Below are 21,228 nucleotides of genomic sequence, written 5' to 3' on the forward strand. Positions count from 1 at the left end.
GATCGAACCGGGGAGCGGTTCGAGACGGGAGAGGCGGGCTTCGCTTAAGAAGCAAGGAGCCCTCTCCCGCCTTCGTTTCGCTCGGGCACCCTCTCCCGCGGCGCGCAGCTTCGCTGCGCTGGGGGAGAGGGGAAGTAAGAACTAACCGCCCTTGCCACTTTCGCCGAGTTCACCGGTCAGCACGTCACCGAACAGTTTCCAGTTCTCGCCTTCGAAACGCATCAGCTGCATCTGCTCGATGGGCGAGAAGTCGATGGGCGAGGTGTTGACCTTGACGCCAGGCAGCAGCGTCGACTGCTGGACATCCTTGAGGTTCGCCGCCTGCTTCATCACATTGGCGCGGGTGAGGTCGTCGCCACACTGCTTGAGCAGGATCGCCATGGTCTCGGCGATATTGTAGCCGGACATCAGCGACGAATCCGACGGGTTGCCGTCCGGGACGTATTTGGCGAGGAACTCACGATAGGCCTTGATGCCCGGATCGTCCTTCCACTGCGGGTCGGTGGCGTCCTTGGAGTAATGCGCGGAGAGCAAGCCCTGTGCGTTCTCGAAGCCCGCCGGACGCAGCACCTGACCGATCGAGACGCTGACGCCCGGCACGATCATAGTCGGCTTCCAGCCGAGTTCAGCGATCTTCTTGATCGTCTGCGCGGCGAATTTCGGCGTGGCGAAGATGATGACCACATCGGGATTGAGCGACTTCATCTTGACGATGTGGGAATCCACGGTCGGCTCGGTGAGCTCATAACTCTCCTCGATGACGATGGACGAGGCCTTGTCGCCAAGGCCGTCTTTGACGCCCTTCAGGTAGTCCTTTCCGAAGTCGTCATTCTGATAGAGCACGCCGATCTTGGCGCCGGCCTTTTCCTTCAGCAGGTACTTGGCGTAGATGCGGCCTTCGCTCTGGTAGCTGGGCAGCCAGCCCATGGTCCAGGGGAAGTTCTTCGGGTCGGCCCATTTGGTAGCGCCGGTGGCGAGGAACAGCTGCGGCACCCTCTTGGCGTTGAGATATTTCTGGATCGCCGTATTGGACGGCGTGCCGAGCGCCGAGAACATCAAGAGCACTTCGTCGGACTCGACGAGCTTGCGGGTCTGCTCGACAGCCTTCGGCGGCGAATAGGCATCGTCATAGCTGACGTAGTTGATCTTGCGGCCGTTGATGCCGCCCTGATCGTTGATCATCTTGAAATAGCCTGCCTGCGCCTTGCCCACCGCGCCATAGGCCGAAGCGGGGCCGCTGTAGGGCACGATATTGCCGAGCTTGATTTCGGTGTCGCTGGCGCCGGTGTCGTATTTCTTTTGGGCGAGGACGTGGGTCGAGGAAACGACGAGCAACACGGTGGCGGCCGAGAGCGACAACAGCCGCGCGGACGTGGCAGACATTTGAGTTCCTTCCCTTGCTTGCAAGGCGAGATTTTCTTGTTCTGCAGGCTCTTTTGCGCCTGCGAGATAGTCATACCGCGATTGCACAATGGCTCAAATGGAAAGCGACCAAAAACGCAATAAGGCCCGCGCCGTTTTTGACGCGGGCCTCACGTATTTTCCGTTATGTGGAATGAGGGCGATCAGCCGCCTACATCAGCGCTAATGACCTCGCCGAACAGCTCCCATTTATCGCCTTTGAAACGCATCAGCTGAAGCTGGCTGATCGGCGCAAAGTCGGTCGCAGATGTGTTGATCTTGATGCCGGGCAGCAGCACCTCGGTTCGGAAGTCCTTCAGGCTGGCCGCCTGCTTCATGACGTTTTCGCGGGTCAGGTTGTCACCGCACTTCTTGAGAACCTCAACCAGCGTCTGGGCGACCCCGTAACCGGTGACGATCAATCCATCGAGCTTGTTGCCTTCCGGAAAATCTTTGTCGAGGAAGGCGAGAAATTCCTTCATGCCGGGGTCGTTGTTCCACTGGGTGTCCGCGACGTCCTTCAGATACGCTGCGGAAATAATGTCCTGCGAGTTTTCGAAGCCGGCCGGCTTCATCACGCTGCCGATCGAGTTGGACACGTTGTTGAGGAAGTGCATCGGCTTCCAGCCGATCTCGGCGGCCTTCTTGATAGCCTGCGCCGCAAATTTCGGCGTCGTGATGTTGACGAATACGTCGGCGTTCAACGACTTCAGCTTGACGATGTGATTGTCGATGGTCGGCTCGGAGGTCTCGTAGCTCTCCTCCACTACGATCATCGAGGCGGCCTTTGCGCCAAGGCCGTCCTTCAGACCTTTGAGATAGTCCTTGCCATAGTCATCGTTCTGGTAAAGGACGGCAATCTTCGCGCCGGGCTTTTCCTTCAGAAGATATTTCGCATAGATCTGCGTCTCGCTCTGGTAGTTGGGCTGCCAGCCCATGGTCCAGGGGAAGTCCTTCGGGTCGTTCCACTTCGTGGCGCCGGTGGCCACGAACAGTTGCGGCACCTTCTTGCTGTTCATGTATTTCTGGATCGCCGAGTTCGGCGGTGTGCCGAGCGAGTTGAACACCAGCAGAACTTCGTCCGATTCCACCAGCTTGCGCGCCTGCTCGACGGTTTTTGGCGGCGAATAGGCATCGTCATAACTGATGAAGTTGATCTTGCGGCCGTTGACGCCGCCAGCAGCATTGATCTTCTTGAAGTAGGCTTCCTCGGTCTTGCCGATCACGCCATAGGCGGAGGCGGGTCCGCTATAGGGCATGATGTTGCCGATCTTGATTTCGGTATCTGAGGCGCCGGTGTCATATTTTTTCTGGGCGAGCGCCCCGGTGGCGGACGCGGCGAGCAAAGCCCAGCCAACCAAATAGGCGGCTGAAAACGCGGCTAGGCGCAGACGAATTACGGGCATTTCTGATCTCCCTGATCAATTGTGATGTGTCACGTTTCTTGACAAGGAGCTCTGCGGCTCCTGAGAGCATTCAACACCCGCCTGCATTTCGCAGCAAGAAAAAGCCCCCGTGACGATGTCGCGGGGGCGGTATAATTCGTGTTCGCTGATGCAGCAGAACTGCTGCCGCAGCCGAGCTATTGCGTGACGGCGTCGGCGCTGAATATCTCGCCGAAGCGCTCCCATTTGTCGCCCTTGAAGCGCTGCATCTGCAATTGCGAGATCGGCGCGAAATCGGTGGGCGAGGTATTGATGGTGATGCCCGGCAGCAGCGTGTCCGGCGTGAAGTCCTTCAGGCTGGCGGTCTGCTTCATGACATTCGCCCGGGTCAGGTCGTCGCCGCACATCTGCAGCACCTTGACCAGCGTCTGCGCAGCACCATAGCCATAGACCGTGCTCGAATCCGCCTTGTTGGCGTCCGGCATGTATTTGTCGAGGAACGCGTTCCACTTCTTCATGCCGGGATCGTCCTTCCACTGCGAGTCGGTGCCGTCCTTGGTGTAGGAGGCCGACAGCACGCCTTGCGCATTGTCGAAGCCGGCGGGCTGCATCACCGCTCCCACGGAGACGCTGACATTGGCGAGAATCTGTAGCGGCTTCCAGCCAAGCTCGGCGGTCTTCTTGATAGTCTGTGCCGCGAATTTTGGCGTGGTGAAGATCATCAGCACGTCGGGGTTCGCAGCTTTCAGCTTCACCACATGGGTGTCAATGGTCGGTTCGGCGATCTCGTAGCTGTCCTCGATGGCGATCATCGATGCCGCCTTGTCGCCGAGGCCGTCCTTGAAGCCCTTCAGATAGTCCTTGCCGAAATCGTCGTTCTGGTAAAGCACGCCGATTTTCGCGTTCGGCTTCTCCTTCAGAAGATACTTCGCATAGATCTGCGCTTCGCTCTGATAGGAGGGCTGCCAGCCGATCGTCCACGGGAAGTTCTTCGGATCGTTCCACTTGGTGGCGCCGGTGGCAACGAAAAGCTGCGGCACTTTCTTGCCGTTCAGATATTTCTGGATCGCGGTGTTCGAGGGCGTACCCAGTGGATTGAACACCACCAGCACCTCGTCGGATTCGACCAGCCTTCGCACCTGCTCCACGGCTTTCGGCGGCGAATAGGCGTCGTCGTAACTGATGAAATTGATCTTGCGTCCGTTGATGCCGCCCTGTGCGTTGATCATATTGAAATAGGCGGTCTCGGTTTTGCCGATCGTTCCATAGGCAGATGCGGGGCCGCTGTAAGGAATGATGTTGCCGATCTTGATTTCAGTATCGGTGGCGCCGGTGTCGTATTTCTTTTGCGCGAGCGCGCCGGACACACTGGCGGCCAGAAGCGCCATAGCAGCAGGCAGTGCTGCAAGGCGCATGGATCGTGCGAGCATCATGGATCTCCGTGATCATTTCTTCCCAGGTCTTTGGTGGAGTTCTGCGACTCCTGTCCGCATTGAATACCCCTGATGCGCCAGTCACAAGAATAAGCCCCTGCGACCAAATCGCAGGGGCTCCGTTATTTCAGTGGTGCAGTGCAAAGTGCTGCGGCACTAGTCCGGCGCAGTTGTATCGGCATTGATCACGTCGCCGAACAGCTCCCACTTGTCACCCTTGAAGCGCATCATCCGCAACTGCGCGATCGGCGCATAGTCGGTGGCCGAGGTGGAGATGGTAATGCCCGGCAGCAGCGTGTCTGGCGCGAAGTCCTTCAGGCTTGCCGCCTGCTTCATGACATTCTCGCGGGTCAGGTTGTCACCGCACATCTCCAGCACCTTCACCAGTGTCTGCGCGGCGCCATAACCGTAGACGAGGCTGTTGTCGGTGCGATCGGCGCCCGGCATGTATTTGTCGATGAAGGCCGACCATTTCTTCATGCCCGCATCGTCTTTCCATTGCGAATCCGCGCCGTCCTTGCGGTAGTCGGCCGACAGGACGCCCTCTGCATTGGCAAAGCCTGCCGGCTGCATCACTGCTCCGACGGAGACGCTGACATTGGTCACGAGCTGCAGCGGCTTCCAGCCGAGTTCACCGATCTTCTTGATGCCTTGAGCCGCGAATTTCGGCGTTACGAAATGGACGACAACATCAGGATTGAGCGACTTCACTTTCACGATGTGGGAATCGATGGTCGGCTCGGAAATCTCATAGCTCTCTTCCGTGACCAGCATCGTGGCAGCCTTGGCACCCAGCGCTTCTTTGAACGCCTTCTGGTAGTCCTTGCCGAAATCGTCGTTCTGATAGATCACCGCGACCTTGGCGTCCGGCTTCTCCTTCATCAGATATTTTGCGTAGATTTGTGCTTCGACCGCGTAGCTCGGCTGCCAGCCCATCGTCCACGGGAAGTGCTTCGGATCGTTCCACTTGCTGGCGCCGGTAGCGACGAAGAGTTGCGGCACCTTCTTGGCATTCATGTATTTCTGGAACGCGGTATTCGACGGCGTGCCGAGCGAATTGAAGATGAACAGTGCCTCGTCGCTTTCGACCAGCTTGCGGGCCTGCTCGACCGCCTTCGGCGGCGAATAGGCGTCATCGTAGCTTATGAAATTGATCTTGCGGCCGTTGATGCCGCCCTGGTCGTTGACCATTTTGAAATAGGCGGTTTCAGTCTTGCCGATCAGTCCGTAGGACGAGGCAGGGCCGCTATACGGCATAATGTTGCCGATCGTGATTTCGGTGTCAGTGGCGCCGGTGTCGTATTTCTTCTGGGCCAGCGCGCCGCCGCTGGCTGCGGCGCTGAAGGCCGCGGCAACCGACAAAGCCAGTGCGCGCGATCGGATCGAAGGCATTTCAGAACTCCCTGATTTTTATTCGTCTTGTTTTGCGGGCCTTTGCGGCTCCGGCCGGATTGAACACCGTTCGCGTGTATGCGGCAACAAAAAGCCCCTCGCGATGATGGCGCGAAGGGCTGCTTTATTGGGCAATGGATATGCCGTCCCCCGGTATAATTCAGCGGCTGATCTCGCCCGAGATCACAGGGCCAAATAGCTCCCATTTGTCGCCCTTGAAGCGCATCATCTGCAACTGTTCGATCGGGTAGAAATCAGTCGCGGACGTGTTGAGCTTGACGCCCGGCAGCATCGTGTCCGGCACGAAGTCCTTCAGGCTGGCGGCTTGCTTCATCACATTGGCACGGGTGAGATCGTCGCCGGCCTGCTTCAGCACTTGAACCATGGTCTGAGCTGCGCCGTAGCCATAGACCACGGAGATGTCGTTGCGGCGGGCGTCCGGCGCGTATTTGGCGAGAAACGCGTAGAAGCGCTGCATGCCGGGGTCATTGTCCCATTGTGGATCTGAGCCGTCCTTGGCGTAATAGGCCGACAGGATGCCTTGCGAAATCTCCTGTCCCGCCGGTTTCAGCACGGAACTGATCGACGCGCTGGCATAGCCCTGGATGTAGAGCGGCTTCCAGCCGAGTTCGGAGACCTTGCGGATACTCTGGACAGCCGACTTCGGTGTCGTGACGCTGATGAACGTATCGGCGCCAGAGGCTTTCAGATTGATGATGTGGCTATCGATGGTCGGCTCGGTGACCTCATAGCTTTCGGCGGCGATCAGCATGCCTCCAGCTTTGTCGCCGAGACCATCTTTCAGGCCCTTCAGCACGTCCTTGCCGAGGTCGTCGTTCTGATAGAGCATCGCGATCTTCGCGTCGGGCTTTTCGTTCAGCAGATATTTCGCATAGATGCGGCCCTCGCTCTCATAGGGCGGCTGCCACGCTATGGTCCACGGGAAAGCCTTGTGATTTCCGAAATAGGTCGCGCCGGCGGCGACGAACAGTTGCGGCACTTTCTTGATGTTGAGATATTTCTGGATCGCCGCATTGGACGGTGTGCCGAGTGGATTGAACACGACGAGCACCTCGTCGGATTCGACCAGCTTGCGTGCCTGCTCGACGGCCTTGGACGGATTATAGGCATCGTCATAGCTGATGAAACTGATCTTGCGGCCGTTGATGCCGCCCTGATCGTTGATCATACGGAAATAGGCCGCTTCGATGATCCCCGCGATGCCATAGGCCGAAGCCGGCCCGCTATAGGGCATGATGTTGCCGATCTTGATCTCAGTGTCGGATGCGCCGGGATCGTATCGCTTCTGCGCGAGGGCATGGCCGGCGCAGGCGATGCTCAGTGCGGCGGCAAGCGAGATTGTTCGTGGTCGAAAGGCAGGCATCCCGGGTTGGTCCTCGTGCAGCAGTCGCGAGGCGTTAATGGCATGTGCATCAACAAAAATCCCCGGCGATGTGAGCGCGAGGGGCACTTTCTGTGTGGCGGAAAGATGGTGGCGGTTCCTTCGCCCCGATTGCGGAAGAAGTCGGCGCGCTGCTGATACACTCATACCAACTCGCACAAAAAAAGCGGCCACCGAAGTGACCGCTTGTCTTGCCTCAATTGTCGGATCGAACTAACCGCCCGATCCGCCGATCACTGCGCGGACGGTATCGTCCGGGCCGAAGTCTTCCGCGCCATCCACATAGAGAAGAGCGCTGAGCTTCGAACGCGCGCGGTTGACGCGGCTCTTGATGGTGCCGACGGCGCAGCCGCAGATCGTGGCCGCGTCCTCATAGGAGAAGCCCGATGCGCCGACGAGAATAAGCGCTTCGCGCTGATCCTGCGGAAGCTTCTCAAGCGCCGCGCGAAACTCCTCAAATTCCAGATGGGCGTTTTGTGCCGGCTGGGTCTTCAGAGTCTTGGCATAGCTACCGTCCGCATCCTCAACTTCCCGTCGCCGCTTGCGATAGTCCGACCGGAACAGGTTACGCAGAATGGTGAACAACCACGCAGGGAGATTCGAGCCGACCTGGAAGGAGTCGATATTGGCGAGAGCGCGCAACAGCGTTTCCTGAACAAGGTCATCGGCCCGGTCGCCGTTGCCGGAGAGCGAGATCGCGAAGGCGCGCAGGCTAGGCACCGACGCCAGAATGTCGTCGCGGAGTGAGTCTGTGAGAGGCATTATTCCCCTCCTTCATTTTTGCCGGGATCGCCAGCGATCTGGGCTTGAGCCTCAGCCCCGTCCAGCTTGCGGATCAGCTCCGCAAATCGGTCCGGCACGCCCTGTCGCACGACATCGTCGTACATGGCGCGCAACTGATGCCCGATCCGTGACTGGATTTCGGCGTTTAATCCGCCCTTTGGCTTCACATCTTTCATGACCCGTTCCACATTCCCCAGAAGACATGTCCCTGGAATTTGAGAAATTTTCTTGATTTTTGAAGCCTTTGCGGCGTCTGTCGGCGATCTAATGCGGAGCGTGGCCGAAAGTTCCGACCCGATGGAACTTTTGTCTGGCTGGGGCGTAAACAAGCACAACGAGGGAGCCGGATTGTATCCGAATACCCCTTCGACTTTGACGTAGAGTCGTCTTTGACCAGACAGGATGGAGTGGGGATGTCCCGATCACAGCTCGTAGCTGAACACTTGCCGCTGTTGCGGCGCTATGCCCGCGCCCTCACAGGTAACCAGGCCTCAGGCGATGCCTATGTAGGCGCCATGCTGGAAGCGTTGCTGCAGGACCAGTCGTTGCTCGACGAGCAACACGGAGCCCGTGCCGGCTTGTTTCGCCTGTTCACCCAGATTTGGAACTCTGTCGCCTTGAACGACAATCCGGACGTCGCGCCGCTGCAGGCCGCCTCCGAGAAGCGCATTTCCAACATCACCCCGCTGCCACGACAGGCCTTCCTGTTGCTGTCGCTCGAAGGCTTCTCGGAAGAGGAAGTCGCCTTCGTACTCGACGCTGATGTGGCGGAAGTGCGTACGCTGGCCGATACGGCCGGCCGAGAAATGGCCGCCGAAATCGCCACCGACGTTCTTATCATCGAGGACGAGACCTTCATCGCGATGGATCTCGAAAGCCTCGTGAAGAATCTCGGTCATAACGTCATCGGCGTTGCACGCACCCATGCAGATGCGGTTGCGCTCGCAAAGAACAAGAAGCCCGGCCTGATCCTCGCCGATATCCAGCTCGCCGATGGCAGCTCGGGTCTCGACGCGGTGAACGAGTTGCTGCGCATCTTCGAAGTGCCGGTGGTCTTCATCACCGCCTATCCGGAGCGTTTCCTGACTGGCGAACGTCCGGAGCCGGCCTTCCTGATCTCGAAGCCGTTCCAGCCCGCGATGGTCTCGGCCGTCGCCAGCCAGGCGCTGTTCTTCCAGCGCAACTCAAAGAACAAGACAGCCAAGGCATCCTGATTTCAAGGCGCCCTAGCTTCGGGCGTCCTGATTTCGCTGGTATTGATTGACATCGAAGCGGCTGGGCCATGTGCCCGGCCGCTTTCGTTTGGCCAGAAGCCATCCAGAGCGCGCCGGATGATACCTGCTCAATAAGTCCTCTTCGCTTGCGCAAACTATCAGCGGGCAGAAGGAGGGGGCTGACAGTATTGTGTTGATGCAGCGATCAATGCCGATATCATCCCTCGATAGGCGGCAAATTGCCACGTCCCGCAGGGCTCATAGGCTTTGACGGGCTGGCGGGGCTGCGTGACCCTTCTGGTCGAACCGGTGCGCATGAACTCAACTGCCGACGCTGAACCTCATATCTATCAATCCACAGTGACACGCCCCGTTGCGGTCGATGTCAGCAAGGTGTCGCTCACTTTCGATACGGCCGACGGCAAGGTCGAAGCGCTATCCAATGTCGATCTGCAAATCAGTGGTGGGGAGTTCGTCTCCTTCATCGGTCCCTCCGGCTGCGGCAAGACCACGCTGCTGCGTGTGATCGCGGATCTGCAGCAACCAAGCTCTGGCAGCGTCACTGTCAACGGCATGAGCGCAGAGCAGGCGCGACTCGGGCGCAATTACGGTTATGTATTTCAGGCGCCCGCATTGTTTCCCTGGCGCAGCATCGAGGCCAACCTCAAGCTGCCGCTGGAATTGATGGGGTTCTCGCCGACCGAACAGAAACAGCGCGCAGCGCGTTATCTGGAGCTGGTCAATCTCACCGGCTTCGAGCGGAAATTTCCCTGGCAGCTCTCCGGCGGCATGCAGCAGCGGGTTTCCATCGCACGGGCGCTGTCGTACGATCCCGAATTGCTGCTGATGGACGAGCCGTTCGGAGCACTGGATGAGATCGTGCGCGATCATCTCAACGAACAGCTCCTGCAGCTCTGGGCCAAGACCCGCAAGACCGTGCTGTTCGTGACGCATTCGATTCCCGAAGCGGTGTTTCTTTCCACCAAGATCGTGGTGATGTCGCCGCGGCCGGGCCGTATCACTGATATCATCGACTGCAATTTCCGGCGCGACCGCACGCTGGAAATTCGCGAGACGCCGGAATTCATGGCGATCGCGCAGCGCGTGCGCACCGGGCTGCGCGCCGGACATTCCTATGACGAGTAGCACGGTGGATACGATGCCGGTCGCGCGTGCGGCATGGCGCACGCATCCGCTGGTCAAGGGTAGCGCGCCGGTGGTGACCATTGTCGCGGTGCTGATCGTCGTCTGGTACATCGGCGCCGTGCTGATGAACCTGTCGCTTGTGCGCGGCGGCTTCGAGCGCGAGGAAGCGCCTTACACGACAATGGAATTGCTGGAAGGCACCATGAGCGCGGAACGGCCGCTGCTGCCGGCGCCACATCAGGTGGTCGGTGCTTTCATCGACGGCGTGTTCGGCTATGCGCCGACGGCGCCGCGTAGCCTCGTCTATCATTCCATGGTGACGCTGTCGGCGACGCTGCTCGGCTTCGCGCTGGGCGCGCTGCTCGGCATCGTGCTGGCGCTCGCCATCGTGCACAGCCGCGTGCTGGAGCGTAGCCTGATGCCGTGGATCATCTGCTCGCAGATGGTGCCCATATTGGCGCTGGCGCCGATCTTCATTGTGGTGCTCGGTGCCGTCGGCCTACAGGGCCTGCTGCCGAAATCGATCATCTCGGCCTATCTGAGCTTCTTTCCCATCACCATCGGCATGGTGAAAGGCTTTACCTCGCCCGATCCGATGCAGATGGACCTGATGCGGACATGGTCGGCGACATCTAGACAGGTGCTGTCGAAATTGCGCTGGCCATCGGCCGTGCCGTATCTCTTTGCCAGCCTCAAGGTCGCCATCACCATCTCGCTGATCGGCGCCATCGTCGCGGAATTGCCGACCGGCGCGGAAGCCGGCATCGGTGCACGCCTGCTGGCCGGCTCCTATTACGGCCAGACCATCCAGATCTGGTCGGCACTGGTTGCCGCCGCCGTGCTGGCCTCGGGCCTGATTGCGATTGTGAGCTATGCCGAACGCAAGGTCGCGCAGCGGATGGGGGCGCGGGCATGAATCGTCGCCAGATCCGCCTGGGCTTCATCATGTCGGCAGTGTGCGTGCTGATCACACTGATGCTGCCATTGCCGCTCTCGGGTGTGCCTGTCGCCGCGCTGATGGCGCGCCCGCTGACGTTTCTGCTGACCGGCGTCATCGTGCTTGTGTTCGCTTTCGCTGCCGGCTTCCGTGGCCTGCCTGCCATCGTGATCGGGCTTGTCGGGGCAGGCATCACTGCGGATATGACACTGATGCTGTTGCGCGATCCCTTGATTGCTGGCGATGCCGCGTCAGGCTTCTGGATGGTGGTGATCGGCGTCTGGCTGGCGTCGTGGATCTGTGTCGTCGCGCTGGCCGGGTTGAAGCCGCGCAACAGCGCCTTTCGCAAGGTCATCGATCTCGCCATTCCGCTGCTGTTCGGTGCGGCCGTGTTCTATCTTTGGGAAGTTGTGGTGCGCGGGGCGGGCGTGCCGCCGGTGCTGCTGCCGTCGCCGAGCGCTGCCGCTACGAAATTCATGGCGTCGCTGCCGATATTGGGCGCGGATTTCGTGCAGACCTTCATCCGTGGTGTGCTGATCGGCTATGCCATCGGCTGCGGCGCCGGGCTTCTGGTGGCGATCCTCGCGCATCGCTTTGAATTTCTCGGCCGCGGGCTGCTACCCTTGGGTAACTTCTTCTCGGCACTGCCTCTGGTCGGCGTGGCACCCATTATGGTGATGTGGTTCGGCTTCGACTGGCCGTCGAAGGCCGCGGTCGTGGCGCTGGTGACATTCTTCCCGATGCTGGTGAATGCGTTGGCCGGTCTGCAAGCTGCCGGCGATATCGAGCGTGATCTGATGCGCTCCTACGGCGCGAGCTATGCCCAGACTCTCATCAAGTTGTATCTTCCCGCTGCTCTACCTTTCATCTTCAATGCACTGAAGATCAATGCCACACTGGCCCTGATCGGTGCCATTGTCGCGGAATTCTTCGGCACGCCGACGCAAGGCATCGGCTTTCGAATTTCCACCGAAGCCGGGCGCATGGCGCTCGATATGGTGTGGGCGGAGATCGCGCTGGCCGCGATCGCGGGAATGGCATTTTATGGACTTGTTGCGCTCGCCGAGCGCGTGACGACGTTTTGGCATCCATCGATGCGGACCTAGTTCGGCAGGTTCGCCAATTCTGGAGTTGAGCATGAAGAAGATCATGGCATTCGGCGCAGCGATGGCTCTCTCGCTCGGCTCCGCGCAAGCGGCGGACAAGGTCACCATCCAGCTCAAATGGGTCGCACAGGCCCAGTTCGCCGGCTACTTCGTCGCCAAGGAGAAGGGCTTCTACAAGGACGCCGGGCTCGACGTGACGATCAAGCCGGGCGGTCCCGATGTCGCCCCACCGCAAGTGATCGCGGGCGGCGGTGCCGATGTGGTGGTGGACTGGATGCCGTCGGCGCTGGCCTCGCGCGAGAAGGGCGTGCCGCTGGTGAATATTTCGCAGACCTTCAAGAAGTCCGGGCTCGAACTCACCTGCCGCGCCGAGACCGGCATCAAGAAGCCGACCGATCTGAAGGGCAAGGTCACCGGCGTCTGGTATGGCGGCAACGAATATCCGTTCCTCTCCTGGATGTCGAAGCTGGGCTACAAGACCGATGGTTCGCCGGCCGGCGTCAAGATCATCAAGCAGGGCTTCAATGTTGATCCGCTGCTGCAGAAGCAGGCCGATTGTATATCGACGATGGCCTATAATGAATACTGGCAGGTGATCGATGGCGGCTACAAGCCGAGCCAGCTTACCGTGTTCAAATATGAGGACGAGGGCGTCGCGACGCTGGAGGACGGTCTCTGGGTGCTCGACAAGAATCTCAAGGATCCAGCCTTCGTTGCCAAGATGGCGAAGTTCGTGAAGGCGTCGATGAAGGGCTGGGACTATGCCAAGACCAATCCCGACGAAGCCGTGAAGATCATTCTGGCTGGCGACTCCACGGGCGCCAAGACTGCCAAAGACCAGAAGCGCATGATGACCGAGGTCAGCAAGTTGCTCGGCGATGCCAATGGCAAGCTCGACGTCAAGGACTATGATCGCACCGTTGCGACGCTGATGTCTGGCGGTTCGGATCCCGTGATTACCAAGAAGCCGGAAGGTGCCTACAGCTTCGCGGTCTATGAGGCGATGAAGTAATTGCGCATCATCGGCGTGCGAACAATGGCTGCGCGCCGATTGATTTGGCAAGGTGATCGCCAAAGGCTTCGCTGATCGGCGGCAGGGTGCGGCCGCTTTTCTTGATGATTGTGATGGCGCGTGAGAAGTCCGCGACGTCGATCTGCCGCGAGCGCAGGTCCGGCTCCGCGCCGATTTCGCGTGCGGAGCCTGGCAGGATGGTGATGCCCAGCCCCGCGCGCACCATGGCGATGGCCGTCATCATATAGGTCGCTTCGCAGGTCGGCTGCGCGATGCGTCCCGCGGTCAGGAAGGCGCTGTCGACGACCGCGCGGACGCTGGTCGCGGGATCCATCAGCACCAGCGGATATTTCATCAGATCGTCGATGGTGACCTTGCGGATGCCGCCGATAGGGTGCTTCGCCGGAAACACCACATGCATGCGGTCGCGCACTTCGAGCAGCACTTCCACGTCGTGGCCGGTGACGCTGCCGCCCATGATGCCGAGATCGACCTCTTCTGAGCGGACGAGGTCAAGGACGCGGTTGGCGATCACGTCCTTCAGGACGAAAGATGTACCGGGCTGCAACTCGCGAAACGACTTGATGGCCTCGGGCAGGGCACCCGCGGCGACCGAGGGAAGCGCCGCGATCCGGACGACGCCCCGGCGCTTGGCCGCGATATCGCGAGTATCCACGACGACGGCATCGAGATCGCGGATCATGCGCTGAAACACCGGCAGCAGTTCGCGGCCGACTCGCGTCAGTTCGACGGAGCGGGTGTTGCGATCGAACAGTTTCACCTCGAGGGTTTCTTCGAGGCGCCTGATCTGAACCGTCAGCGTCGGCTGCGCCAGATGCAGCAACTCCGCGGCGCGGGTGAAGCTGCCGGTTTGGGCGACGACGACGAAAGACCGGATCTGCCGGAGATTCACATCCATAGAGAATTTCTATCAATTGGATAGAATTAATTCAATTGAATAGAGGGAAGCTTCTGGCTTCAATCCCCGAAAGCGACATGCGCATGATCGCCTGCTCAGGCCCGTGACATGTCCGTCGAAAGAGATCGGGAGATAGACATGCAGCGATCGCGGTTTTCGCGATGTGACTGCAGGCAAGTCTGATCCAGGGAGAACTACTCGTGCGTACCATCAGGATCGGATCCGGTGCCGGCTATTCGGGGGACCGGATCGAACCGGCGATCGAACTCGCCGAAAGCGGCAACCTCGATTATCTCGTCTTCGAGTGCCTTGCCGAACGCACTATTGCGCTTGCCCAGCAGGACCGCCTGAAAGATCCGCAAGGCGGTTTCGACCCGTTGCTTGCCGACCGCATGAAGGCGGTGCTGTCCATCTGCCGAAAGAACGGCGTCAAGATCGTCACCAATATGGGGGCGGCGAATCCCGTCGCGGCGGCGCAGGCAACGCGTGACATCGCCAAGGCGCTTGGTCTGACCGGATTGAAAGTCGCGGCAGTGACTGGCGACGATGTGCTGGACCAGGCGCGAAATTCCGACGTTGCGCTGGACGACGGCGGTTCCGTCAAAGCTCTCGGTAACCGCGTGATCTCAGCTAATGCCTACACAGGCGCAGCCCCCATCGCCGAGGCGCTGGCCGGCGGTGCGGATGTCGTCATCACAGGGCGTGCGGCCGATCCGGCGCTGTTTCTCGGGCCGCTGGTGCATGAATTCGGCTGGGCGATGGATGACTGGGATTTGCTCGGCAAGGGCACCATGGTCGGCCATCTCCTGGAATGTGCTGGCCAGATCACCGGCGGCTATTTCGCCGATCCCGGCGTGAAGGATGTGCAGGGCCTCGGGCGGCTTGGCTTTCCCATCGGCGAGGTGCGTGAGGACGGCGATCTCGTCGTCACCAAGGTCGCGGGCTCGGGCGGCCAGATCACGCGCGCGACGGTGACCGAACAACTGCTCTACGAAATTCATGATCCGACCCGCTATTACCAGCCGGATGTGGTTGCCGATTTCTCGCAGGTGCGTGTCGAGGAGGTTGGTCCGGACCGCATCCATGTCACCGGCGGGAGCGGGGCGCCTAAGACGGGCCTTCTGAAAACATCCGTCGGCTATCTCGACAGCTATATCGGCGAGGGCGAGATCTCCTATGCCGGTGCCAATGCTGTCGCGCGCGGGCGTCTGGCGCTTGAAATTGTGCGCGAACGCCTTGCGATCACCGGCGTGAAGATGACGGAGGGCCGGTTCGACCTGATCGGCGTCAATGCGCTGCATGGTGACGCCCTGGCCGAAGGCCGTGATCCCTATGAAGTCCGCATCCGCGTCGCCGGGCGTACCGACTCGCTCGCAGAGGCCGTGAAGATCGGCAACGAGGTCGAAACGCTCTACACCAATGGACCCGCCGGCGGCGGCGGGGCCTGGAAATCGGCACGCGAAATCGTCGGCGTCGCTTCGGCTTTGCTGCCCGAAACTGTCGTGACGTCATCAGTCACATTCATGGAGGCCTGACCATGAAACTCCGTGAGATCGCGCATTCACGCAGCGGCGACAAGGGTGACACGTCCAACATTTCTGTCATCGCTTTCGATATGGGGGACTTCGCGTTTCTGGCCGAGCATGTGACCGCCGATTGCGTCGCGGACCATTTCGGCGACACCATCACCGGCACCGTCACGCGCTATGAATTGCCGGCGCTCGGCGCGCTAAACTTCGTGCTGACGGGCGCGCTCGGTGGCGGTGTTGTGCGATCGCTCGCGCTGGATACGCACGGGAAATCATTCAGCTCTGCGCTGCTTGAATTCGAACTGCCGGCCAAAGGAGCGTCATCCGGCTCACCATGATCTTCGTCACAATAGGACGACGATACTTTCATACCAAAAAACCAAAAACGGGAGGACTATTGATGAAGCGACGTACATTCCTAGCTGGCCTCGGTGCAACTGGCGTCAGCGCTGCAGTTTTTTCTCCAGCGATCGTTCGTGCCGCTGCGGATACACCACTGAAGTTCGGTGTGCTGTCCGACATGACGGGTCTGTTCGCTGACAATGGCGGGCAGGGCTCGGTGGCGGCAGCGCAGCTCGCGATCGAGGAATGCGGCGGCAAGGTGCTCGGCAAGGCGATAGAACTGATCCAGGCCGACCATCTCAACAAGCCCGATGTTGGCGGCAATATTGCGCGCCAGTGGTATGATCAGGAAGGCGTCGACGTCATTCTCGACGTGCCGGTGTCGTCTGTTTGCATCGCCGTGCAGACCTTCGCCAAGGACCGCAACAAGATGTTCATCACATCGGCCGGCGGCTCGGCGGATCTCAGCGGCAAGTTCTGCTCGCCGAACTTCATTCAGTGGACCTACAATACTTACGCGCTGGCCAATGTCGCCGGCAAGGCGATGCTTCAGCGCGGTGGCGACACATGGTTCTTCGTTGTTGCGGATTATGCCTTTGGTCAGGCGCTCGAGCGTGACGTAACGGAAGTTGCCGTCAAGGGCGGCGGCAAGGCGCTTGGCCGTGCGCCGCATCCGATCAACACGGCGGATTTCTCCTCGCAGCTTCTGACGGCCAAGTCGTCGGGCGCCAAGGTCATCGCCATCGCCAATGCCGGCAGTGACACGCAGAACGCCATCAAGCAGGCAGAAGAGTTCGGCTTGATGGGCGGTGATCAGAAGATGATTGCGCTCTTGATCGACGTGAATGACATCCGCAGCGTCGGATTGAAGAGCGCGCAAGGCCTGCTGGTGACGTCCGGCTTCTACTGGAACATGGACGACCGCACGCGTGCATTCTCCAAGCGCTATGCTGCCAAGATGGGCAAGCCGCCGAGCATGATGCAGGCCGGTGTCTATTCCTCGACGCTGAACTACATCAAGTCGGTGGAGGCCGCGAATACCAAGGATCCTGTCGCCGTGGTCAAGGATCTGCAGGGGCGTACCTTTGACGATGCCTTCCTGCGCAACGGCAAGCTGCGTCCAGACAATCTGATGGTCCACGACATGTATCTCGCCGAGGTCAAGAAGCCTTCCGAGGTCACCGATAGCTATGACGTGTTCAGAATCCTCGCCACGGTGAAGGGCGAAGACGCGTTCTCGCCGCTCTCGGCGAGTACATGCCCAATGGTGATGAGCAAGAAGTAAGAACAGACAACTCTATGAACCGAGCGTCGTGGGCAGGGAAATACCTTTACCCGCGATTCTTTCGAAGGGTGAGAGAGCCTTACCTATTCCTCAAAAGAATGCGGGGTGCAGCTGGCATCACCACAGCTCCACCCCGCGTCGCCGGTCAATTGGGGCAGGGGACGACCGGCTTCCGGGAAGACGCGCGAGGGTGAAAAGCGTTCCCGCGGGCGTCAAATTATTTAACACACGGTTAAGTGATCGCCGTTCTTGAACCTAGAGCCTTGACGCACGTTCCTATTGTGAGCGCCACGCAACGACGCGGTGCAGGGCAGGCGAGGCTCACATGTCAAAGGTATCCAGCTTGGTCTTGGGAATGGTCGCTGGAGCGACCATGTTCGGCGCCATCCAGTATGCTTCCGGCAATGATCTGCGGGGCACGCTGACCGATTCAGACAAGGCTGCGTCCACCGGCGTTAACCGGGCTGCCAAGGGCGACCGGGCATCACTAATTACCACACAGAACGAGCAGAGCCAGACTCTCTCGTTCCGCGTTCAGGGGCTGTCGGATACGTCCGTCCTTCTGCGGATGGGCGTCGCGCCCGTGGTGGCTCCAACCAAGAATGAAGCCGTCAATATCCGGCCCCTCCCCATGAATGCCAAACCGCAGCGTGCGGCGGTGGGCTGCGAACCGCCTGTGAGTGTGCTCAGCGAGATGGCAAAGATGCTGCAGCCGGGTCGCTGTGTGACCTGATCTTCACGCTGACAATTTAAATCAATCGTCGGCGACCTCATCGGGGTCGCCGGTCTCGTTCGTATCATCATCTGCCGCAGCGCTGCTGCGATTGGCCATATAGCCAAGTGCGACGCCGACCAGCGCTAGCAGCGGAATAACCTTCTTGAGGCCGAGCGTGCGCGCGATCTGAATGCCGGTCGCCACCAGCATCGGATCGATCAGCGGCGCATTCGCAGCAGCTCTGGCCGCTGCGCGCGCCGCGGCTGCTGCGCGTTCGCGGGCCTGCTTCTGCTTGGTCGCATAGATCTGTGCGAAGATCGCCGCGATGACCAAAAAGATGCCGGCGATGGTGAGGCAGGCCTCAATGACGCCGTAGCGCTGCATCACCGTGATGAAAGCCGCCGCACACAGGAAGCACAGTGCCACAAAGCCAGCAACACCAGCCAGCGCCATGAGTGAAGTCATGCGCAGGCTGTTGCCTGTGCTGTTCTTCAGATCGTCGATGATACTCTTCAGCATGGAAGCCCCCGAACCCGAACTCTAAAATACAAAGAAAACTGACGGCACCCTCGGGCACCGCCAGTCATCACATCTCAATTCTGCGCATGTGCTCAGCGGCGCCAGGCCATCCCGATCAGCACGCCTAAGCCGAGCGCCAGTCCGACGGCGGCCAGTGGCCGCTGGGTAATGCTGTCTTCCAGCGTTTCCTCCAGTGAATAGGCTGCGTCATGCGCAGCATCATAGGCCGCGCTGCCGCGCTCCCGCATGTCGGACATCATGTCTTCGGCGTCAGCACGGGCTTGCTTGACGCCGCGGCGGGCTTGTTTAGTAGCTTGGCCGGTAAAGGCATTAAGCGCGTCGGTGATCTGTTCGGTCAGGGCGGCAACATCGTTTTTCACGGCGGTGAGATCCTTCTGAAGGCGGCTATAGGTTGCTTTGTCGGTCAGTTTCTTGAGTTCATCCAGGCCATCGATATCCGCCATGCGAAGCTCCCCTGATACTGAAAATCCAATGCAGAAACGCCCGGTTAGACCGTAGGTTCCATCAGTAGAGCTGGATTAATCCGGCGGCAACTGCGGCGAATTGATCGGCATCAAATGCTCTTTCAGGATCAGCCCGACGATCAGGATCGGCGCCGCCAGGAAGCCGCCCATCGGGCCCCAGAGCCAGGTCCAGAACGCCAACCCGATGAACACCGCCAGCGCGTTGAGTTGCAATTTGCGTCCGATGATCGTGGGCGTGATGAAGTGGCCTTCCATGAAGGTGAGGCCGACGAACAGCAGCGGCGCGATCATGCCCGCTGCGATCGTCTCCGACGAAATGATACCTACCGCGACCAGGATGACGAACATGGCGACGGGGCCGATGATCGGGAAGAAGTTGAGCGTGGCTGCCAGCGCGCCGAGGCCGGCCGGGTTGGGCATGCCGGTGGCCGCGCAGATCACGCCGGTGGCAATGCCGACTCCGAAATTGATCATAGTGACCATCAACAGATATTCGCCAAGGCTGGTCTCTATCGCATTGAGAATGCGCAGCGTCCGCAGCCGCCATTCGTGATCGGCGAAGTTCATCACCAGCGCGCGGCGCAGGTCTTTCCAGCTTGCGATGAACAGCACCAGCGTGGCGAAGAACAGCAGGAATTCGGTGAAGGTTGGCGACAGGAATTCGACGGTTGGCTGCACCCAGTCGATCTTGGGCAATTCGAACTTTGTTGTCGCAAGCGTTTCGGCGCTGCTGAACATGCTCTGTATCTGGTGCCAGAGCGCCAGCGGTCGGTCGAAGACATGCAGCTTGTTCTTGAGCAGCGAACCGAGTTCGGGGAGCCGCGTCGTCCATTCCATCAGCGGGGACGAAATAAGCCCCACGATGAAGGCGAGCCCGGCGCAGACCAAGATAACGATCAGGACTGCCGAGACGGATCGCGGAATGCGGCGCTTTTCGAGAAAGCTCGCTGCGGGCGACAACATGGTGCCAATGATGAAGGCTGTCACGATTGGCAGGAAGAATGCCTTGGCGACATAGAGCACCGTAATCACGGTGATCACCAGCATCGATACCAGCGTGAAAGCAACCACTTCGGCACGACGGAACACCGGCGGCTGCTCGATCTTGCTCTCGGGCACCGGCGTGCCTGCAGGCTTTTCGGGGAGAGCGCGGACTTCACTCATGAGCTGTCCCGACATGCCGCCATTTGGTCGCGCAGACCGCGTTCGCGCGTCAGATCGCTGACATGCGATCGGGCTTTACAACACGAGCATACCGCAAAAGTTCCGTCGCGATTTCGTGATGGTTCCTTGGTTGACAAATCATTCGGTGAACGCCCGCGGGGAGGGAACCGTGAGGCTTCGGCGCAGTTGGTTGCGGTCATCACGACGATGACGCGTCGCCAAACGGGGCAGTCACATGTCACAGGCATCATCTGGAAACCGCAAGCTGTCGCTGCGTCTCACAAGCGCGCTCGTTGTTGCAGCCACTCTGATCGTTGCTCCGCCGTTCATCTCCAGCGCATCGGCGCAGGTGATGAACTATGCACCGGCTGCGCAAAGTGCGTTTCCACCGGACGACGACGTGATGGCTGCACCGCGGGTGCGGGAAAATATGGATGCCGCTCTCCCCGAGCGCCTGCGCCGCGCTGAAGTCGGCTATATGACCCGCGAAGCGCCGGGCACAGTGATCATCGATACCGGCAATACCCAGCTTTATTATGTGCTCGGCAACAACCGCGCGATTCGCTACGGCGTCGGTGTTGGCCGCGAAGGATTCACCTGGTCCGGAACGCAGACTGTCACGCGCAAGGCGGAATGGCCGGATTGGCATCCGCCGCAGGAAATGATTGCGCGCCAGCCCTATCTGCCGCGCTTCATGGCTGGCGGCCCCGGCAACCCGCTCGGTGCCCGCGCGATGTATCTCGGCTCCAGCGCTTATCGCATCCATGGCACCAATGATCCGTCAACCATCGGCAAGTTCGTGTCGTCGGGTTGTATCCGCCTGACCAATGAAGATGTGCAGGACCTTTTCAGTCGCGTCAGCGTTGGGACCAGGGTTGTGGTGCTGCCGAAGTCCGTTGCCCCACACTATGAGGCGCGCACGGCTCCGGCGCCGCGCAGCGTCACATCGATCTCGGTTCGCCCTGCCGGCGTGCAGCAGGCTCCGGGCCGTCAGGCGATGAACCTTTCCGCGTCGTCGCTCTACTGAGAGTCGATCATTCTGCTTTGATGCCGCGTTGG

The 21,228-nt window shown here is 60.0% G+C and carries 21 protein-coding genes; 10 read left to right on the top strand and 11 right to left on the bottom strand.

Annotation, left to right across the window (positions count from 1 at the left end; all coding sequences use genetic code 11):
* Window positions 1-141 precede the first annotated feature (141 nt).
* The 7 genes from LPB73_RS04015 to LPB73_RS04045 all read right to left on the bottom strand — a co-directional run bounded on the left by LPB73_RS04015 (window position 142) and on the right by LPB73_RS04045 (window position 7,972).
* Window positions 142-1,383: an ABC transporter substrate-binding protein gene (locus LPB73_RS04015; protein ID WP_231079699.1), complete on the bottom strand. Its 1,242-nt coding sequence runs from the start codon at window positions 1,381-1,383 to the stop codon at window positions 142-144.
* A 182-nt stretch (window positions 1,384-1,565) separates the two neighbouring features.
* Window positions 1,566-2,807 carry an ABC transporter substrate-binding protein gene (locus LPB73_RS04020; protein WP_120291778.1) on the bottom strand — a complete coding sequence of 414 codons (1,242 nt, stop codon included), beginning with the start codon at window positions 2,805-2,807 and terminating at the stop codon, window positions 1,566-1,568.
* 176 nt (window positions 2,808-2,983) lie between these two features.
* The gene (locus tag LPB73_RS04025) at window positions 2,984-4,219 is read right to left on the bottom strand and encodes an ABC transporter substrate-binding protein (protein WP_231079700.1); all 1,236 of its coding nucleotides are present in this window, start codon (window positions 4,217-4,219) and stop codon (window positions 2,984-2,986) included.
* A gap of 156 nt (window positions 4,220-4,375) precedes the next feature.
* Window positions 4,376-5,611, bottom strand: a complete 1,236-nt coding sequence (locus tag LPB73_RS04030; RefSeq protein WP_231079701.1) for an ABC transporter substrate-binding protein — start codon at window positions 5,609-5,611, stop codon at window positions 4,376-4,378.
* 160 nt (window positions 5,612-5,771) lie between these two features.
* On the bottom strand, window positions 5,772-6,995 hold the full coding sequence (locus LPB73_RS04035) for an ABC transporter substrate-binding protein (protein ID WP_231079702.1): 1,224 nt from the start codon (window positions 6,993-6,995) through the stop codon (window positions 5,772-5,774).
* 231 nt (window positions 6,996-7,226) lie between these two features.
* Window positions 7,227-7,775 (bottom strand): sigma-70 family RNA polymerase sigma factor, encoded by a 549-nt coding sequence (locus tag LPB73_RS04040; protein ID WP_068735058.1) that lies wholly within the window; start codon window positions 7,773-7,775, stop codon window positions 7,227-7,229.
* Window positions 7,775-7,972, bottom strand: a complete 198-nt coding sequence (locus LPB73_RS04045) for a NepR family anti-sigma factor (protein WP_068735402.1) — start codon at window positions 7,970-7,972, stop codon at window positions 7,775-7,777. The genes LPB73_RS04040 and LPB73_RS04045 overlap by 1 nt, the downstream gene beginning before the upstream one ends.
* A gap of 237 nt (window positions 7,973-8,209) precedes the next feature.
* On the opposite strand from LPB73_RS04045, the gene LPB73_RS04050 reads away from it, so the two are divergent.
* From LPB73_RS04050 to LPB73_RS04070, 5 genes are all read left to right on the top strand, one after another.
* Window positions 8,210-9,010, top strand: coding sequence for a response regulator (locus LPB73_RS04050; protein WP_068735059.1), 801 nt, complete (start codon window positions 8,210-8,212; stop codon window positions 9,008-9,010).
* 315 nt (window positions 9,011-9,325) lie between these two features.
* Window positions 9,326-10,156, top strand: coding sequence for an ABC transporter ATP-binding protein (locus tag LPB73_RS04055; protein WP_414716898.1), 831 nt, complete (start codon window positions 9,326-9,328; stop codon window positions 10,154-10,156).
* 13 nt (window positions 10,157-10,169) lie between these two features.
* The gene (locus LPB73_RS04060; RefSeq protein ID WP_231081067.1) at window positions 10,170-11,072 is read left to right on the top strand and encodes an ABC transporter permease; all 903 of its coding nucleotides are present in this window, start codon (window positions 10,170-10,172) and stop codon (window positions 11,070-11,072) included.
* Window positions 11,069-12,199 (top strand): ABC transporter permease, encoded by a 1,131-nt coding sequence (locus tag LPB73_RS04065; protein WP_414716858.1) that lies wholly within the window; start codon window positions 11,069-11,071, stop codon window positions 12,197-12,199. The genes LPB73_RS04060 and LPB73_RS04065 overlap by 4 nt, the downstream gene beginning before the upstream one ends.
* A 31-nt stretch (window positions 12,200-12,230) precedes the next feature.
* Complete coding sequence (locus LPB73_RS04070; protein WP_231079703.1) at window positions 12,231-13,211, top strand: ABC transporter substrate-binding protein; 981 nt, start codon at window positions 12,231-12,233, stop codon at window positions 13,209-13,211.
* 7 nt (window positions 13,212-13,218) lie between these two features.
* Here the strand turns inward: LPB73_RS04070 and LPB73_RS04075 are convergent, their stop codons facing one another.
* Entirely contained in the window at window positions 13,219-14,130 is a 912-nt protein-coding gene (locus LPB73_RS04075; protein ID WP_231079704.1) for a LysR family transcriptional regulator, read from the bottom strand.
* 200 nt (window positions 14,131-14,330) lie between these two features.
* On the opposite strand from LPB73_RS04075, the gene LPB73_RS04080 reads away from it, so the two are divergent.
* The 4 genes from LPB73_RS04080 to LPB73_RS04095 all read left to right on the top strand — a co-directional run bounded on the left by LPB73_RS04080 (window position 14,331) and on the right by LPB73_RS04095 (window position 18,019).
* Complete coding sequence (locus LPB73_RS04080) at window positions 14,331-15,665, top strand: acyclic terpene utilization AtuA family protein (protein ID WP_231079705.1); 1,335 nt, start codon at window positions 14,331-14,333, stop codon at window positions 15,663-15,665.
* A 2-nt stretch (window positions 15,666-15,667) separates the two neighbouring features.
* On the top strand, window positions 15,668-15,997 hold the full coding sequence (locus LPB73_RS04085) for an AtuA-related protein (protein ID WP_231079706.1): 330 nt from the start codon (window positions 15,668-15,670) through the stop codon (window positions 15,995-15,997).
* A gap of 62 nt (window positions 15,998-16,059) precedes the next feature.
* A complete protein-coding gene (locus LPB73_RS04090; protein ID WP_175368297.1) occupies window positions 16,060-17,286 on the top strand; it encodes an ABC transporter substrate-binding protein in 1,227 nt (408 codons plus the stop codon).
* A 373-nt stretch (window positions 17,287-17,659) separates the two neighbouring features.
* The gene (locus tag LPB73_RS04095) at window positions 17,660-18,019 is read left to right on the top strand and encodes a hypothetical protein (RefSeq protein ID WP_175368298.1); all 360 of its coding nucleotides are present in this window, start codon (window positions 17,660-17,662) and stop codon (window positions 18,017-18,019) included.
* A 21-nt stretch (window positions 18,020-18,040) separates the two neighbouring features.
* On the opposite strand, the gene LPB73_RS04100 is transcribed toward LPB73_RS04095, so the two are convergent.
* The 3 genes from LPB73_RS04100 to LPB73_RS04110 form a co-directional block, all read right to left on the bottom strand.
* On the bottom strand, window positions 18,041-18,520 hold the full coding sequence (locus tag LPB73_RS04100; protein WP_175368299.1) for a hypothetical protein: 480 nt from the start codon (window positions 18,518-18,520) through the stop codon (window positions 18,041-18,043).
* 92 nt (window positions 18,521-18,612) lie between these two features.
* On the bottom strand, window positions 18,613-18,984 hold the full coding sequence (locus LPB73_RS04105; protein ID WP_175368300.1) for a DUF883 family protein: 372 nt from the start codon (window positions 18,982-18,984) through the stop codon (window positions 18,613-18,615).
* Window positions 18,985-19,059: 75 nt separating this feature from the next.
* Complete coding sequence (locus LPB73_RS04110; RefSeq protein ID WP_120291925.1) at window positions 19,060-20,169, bottom strand: AI-2E family transporter; 1,110 nt, start codon at window positions 20,167-20,169, stop codon at window positions 19,060-19,062.
* A gap of 235 nt (window positions 20,170-20,404) precedes the next feature.
* Between LPB73_RS04110 and LPB73_RS04115 the strand changes: the two genes are divergently transcribed.
* Window positions 20,405-21,196 carry a L,D-transpeptidase gene (locus tag LPB73_RS04115; RefSeq protein WP_120291751.1) on the top strand — a complete coding sequence of 264 codons (792 nt, stop codon included), beginning with the start codon at window positions 20,405-20,407 and terminating at the stop codon, window positions 21,194-21,196.
* The last annotated feature ends 32 nt before the right edge of the window (window positions 21,197-21,228 follow it).

The sequence above is a fragment of the Tardiphaga sp. 37S4 genome, from assembly GCF_021044645.1.
Classification (GTDB): Bacteria; Pseudomonadota; Alphaproteobacteria; order Rhizobiales; family Xanthobacteraceae; genus Tardiphaga; species Tardiphaga robiniae.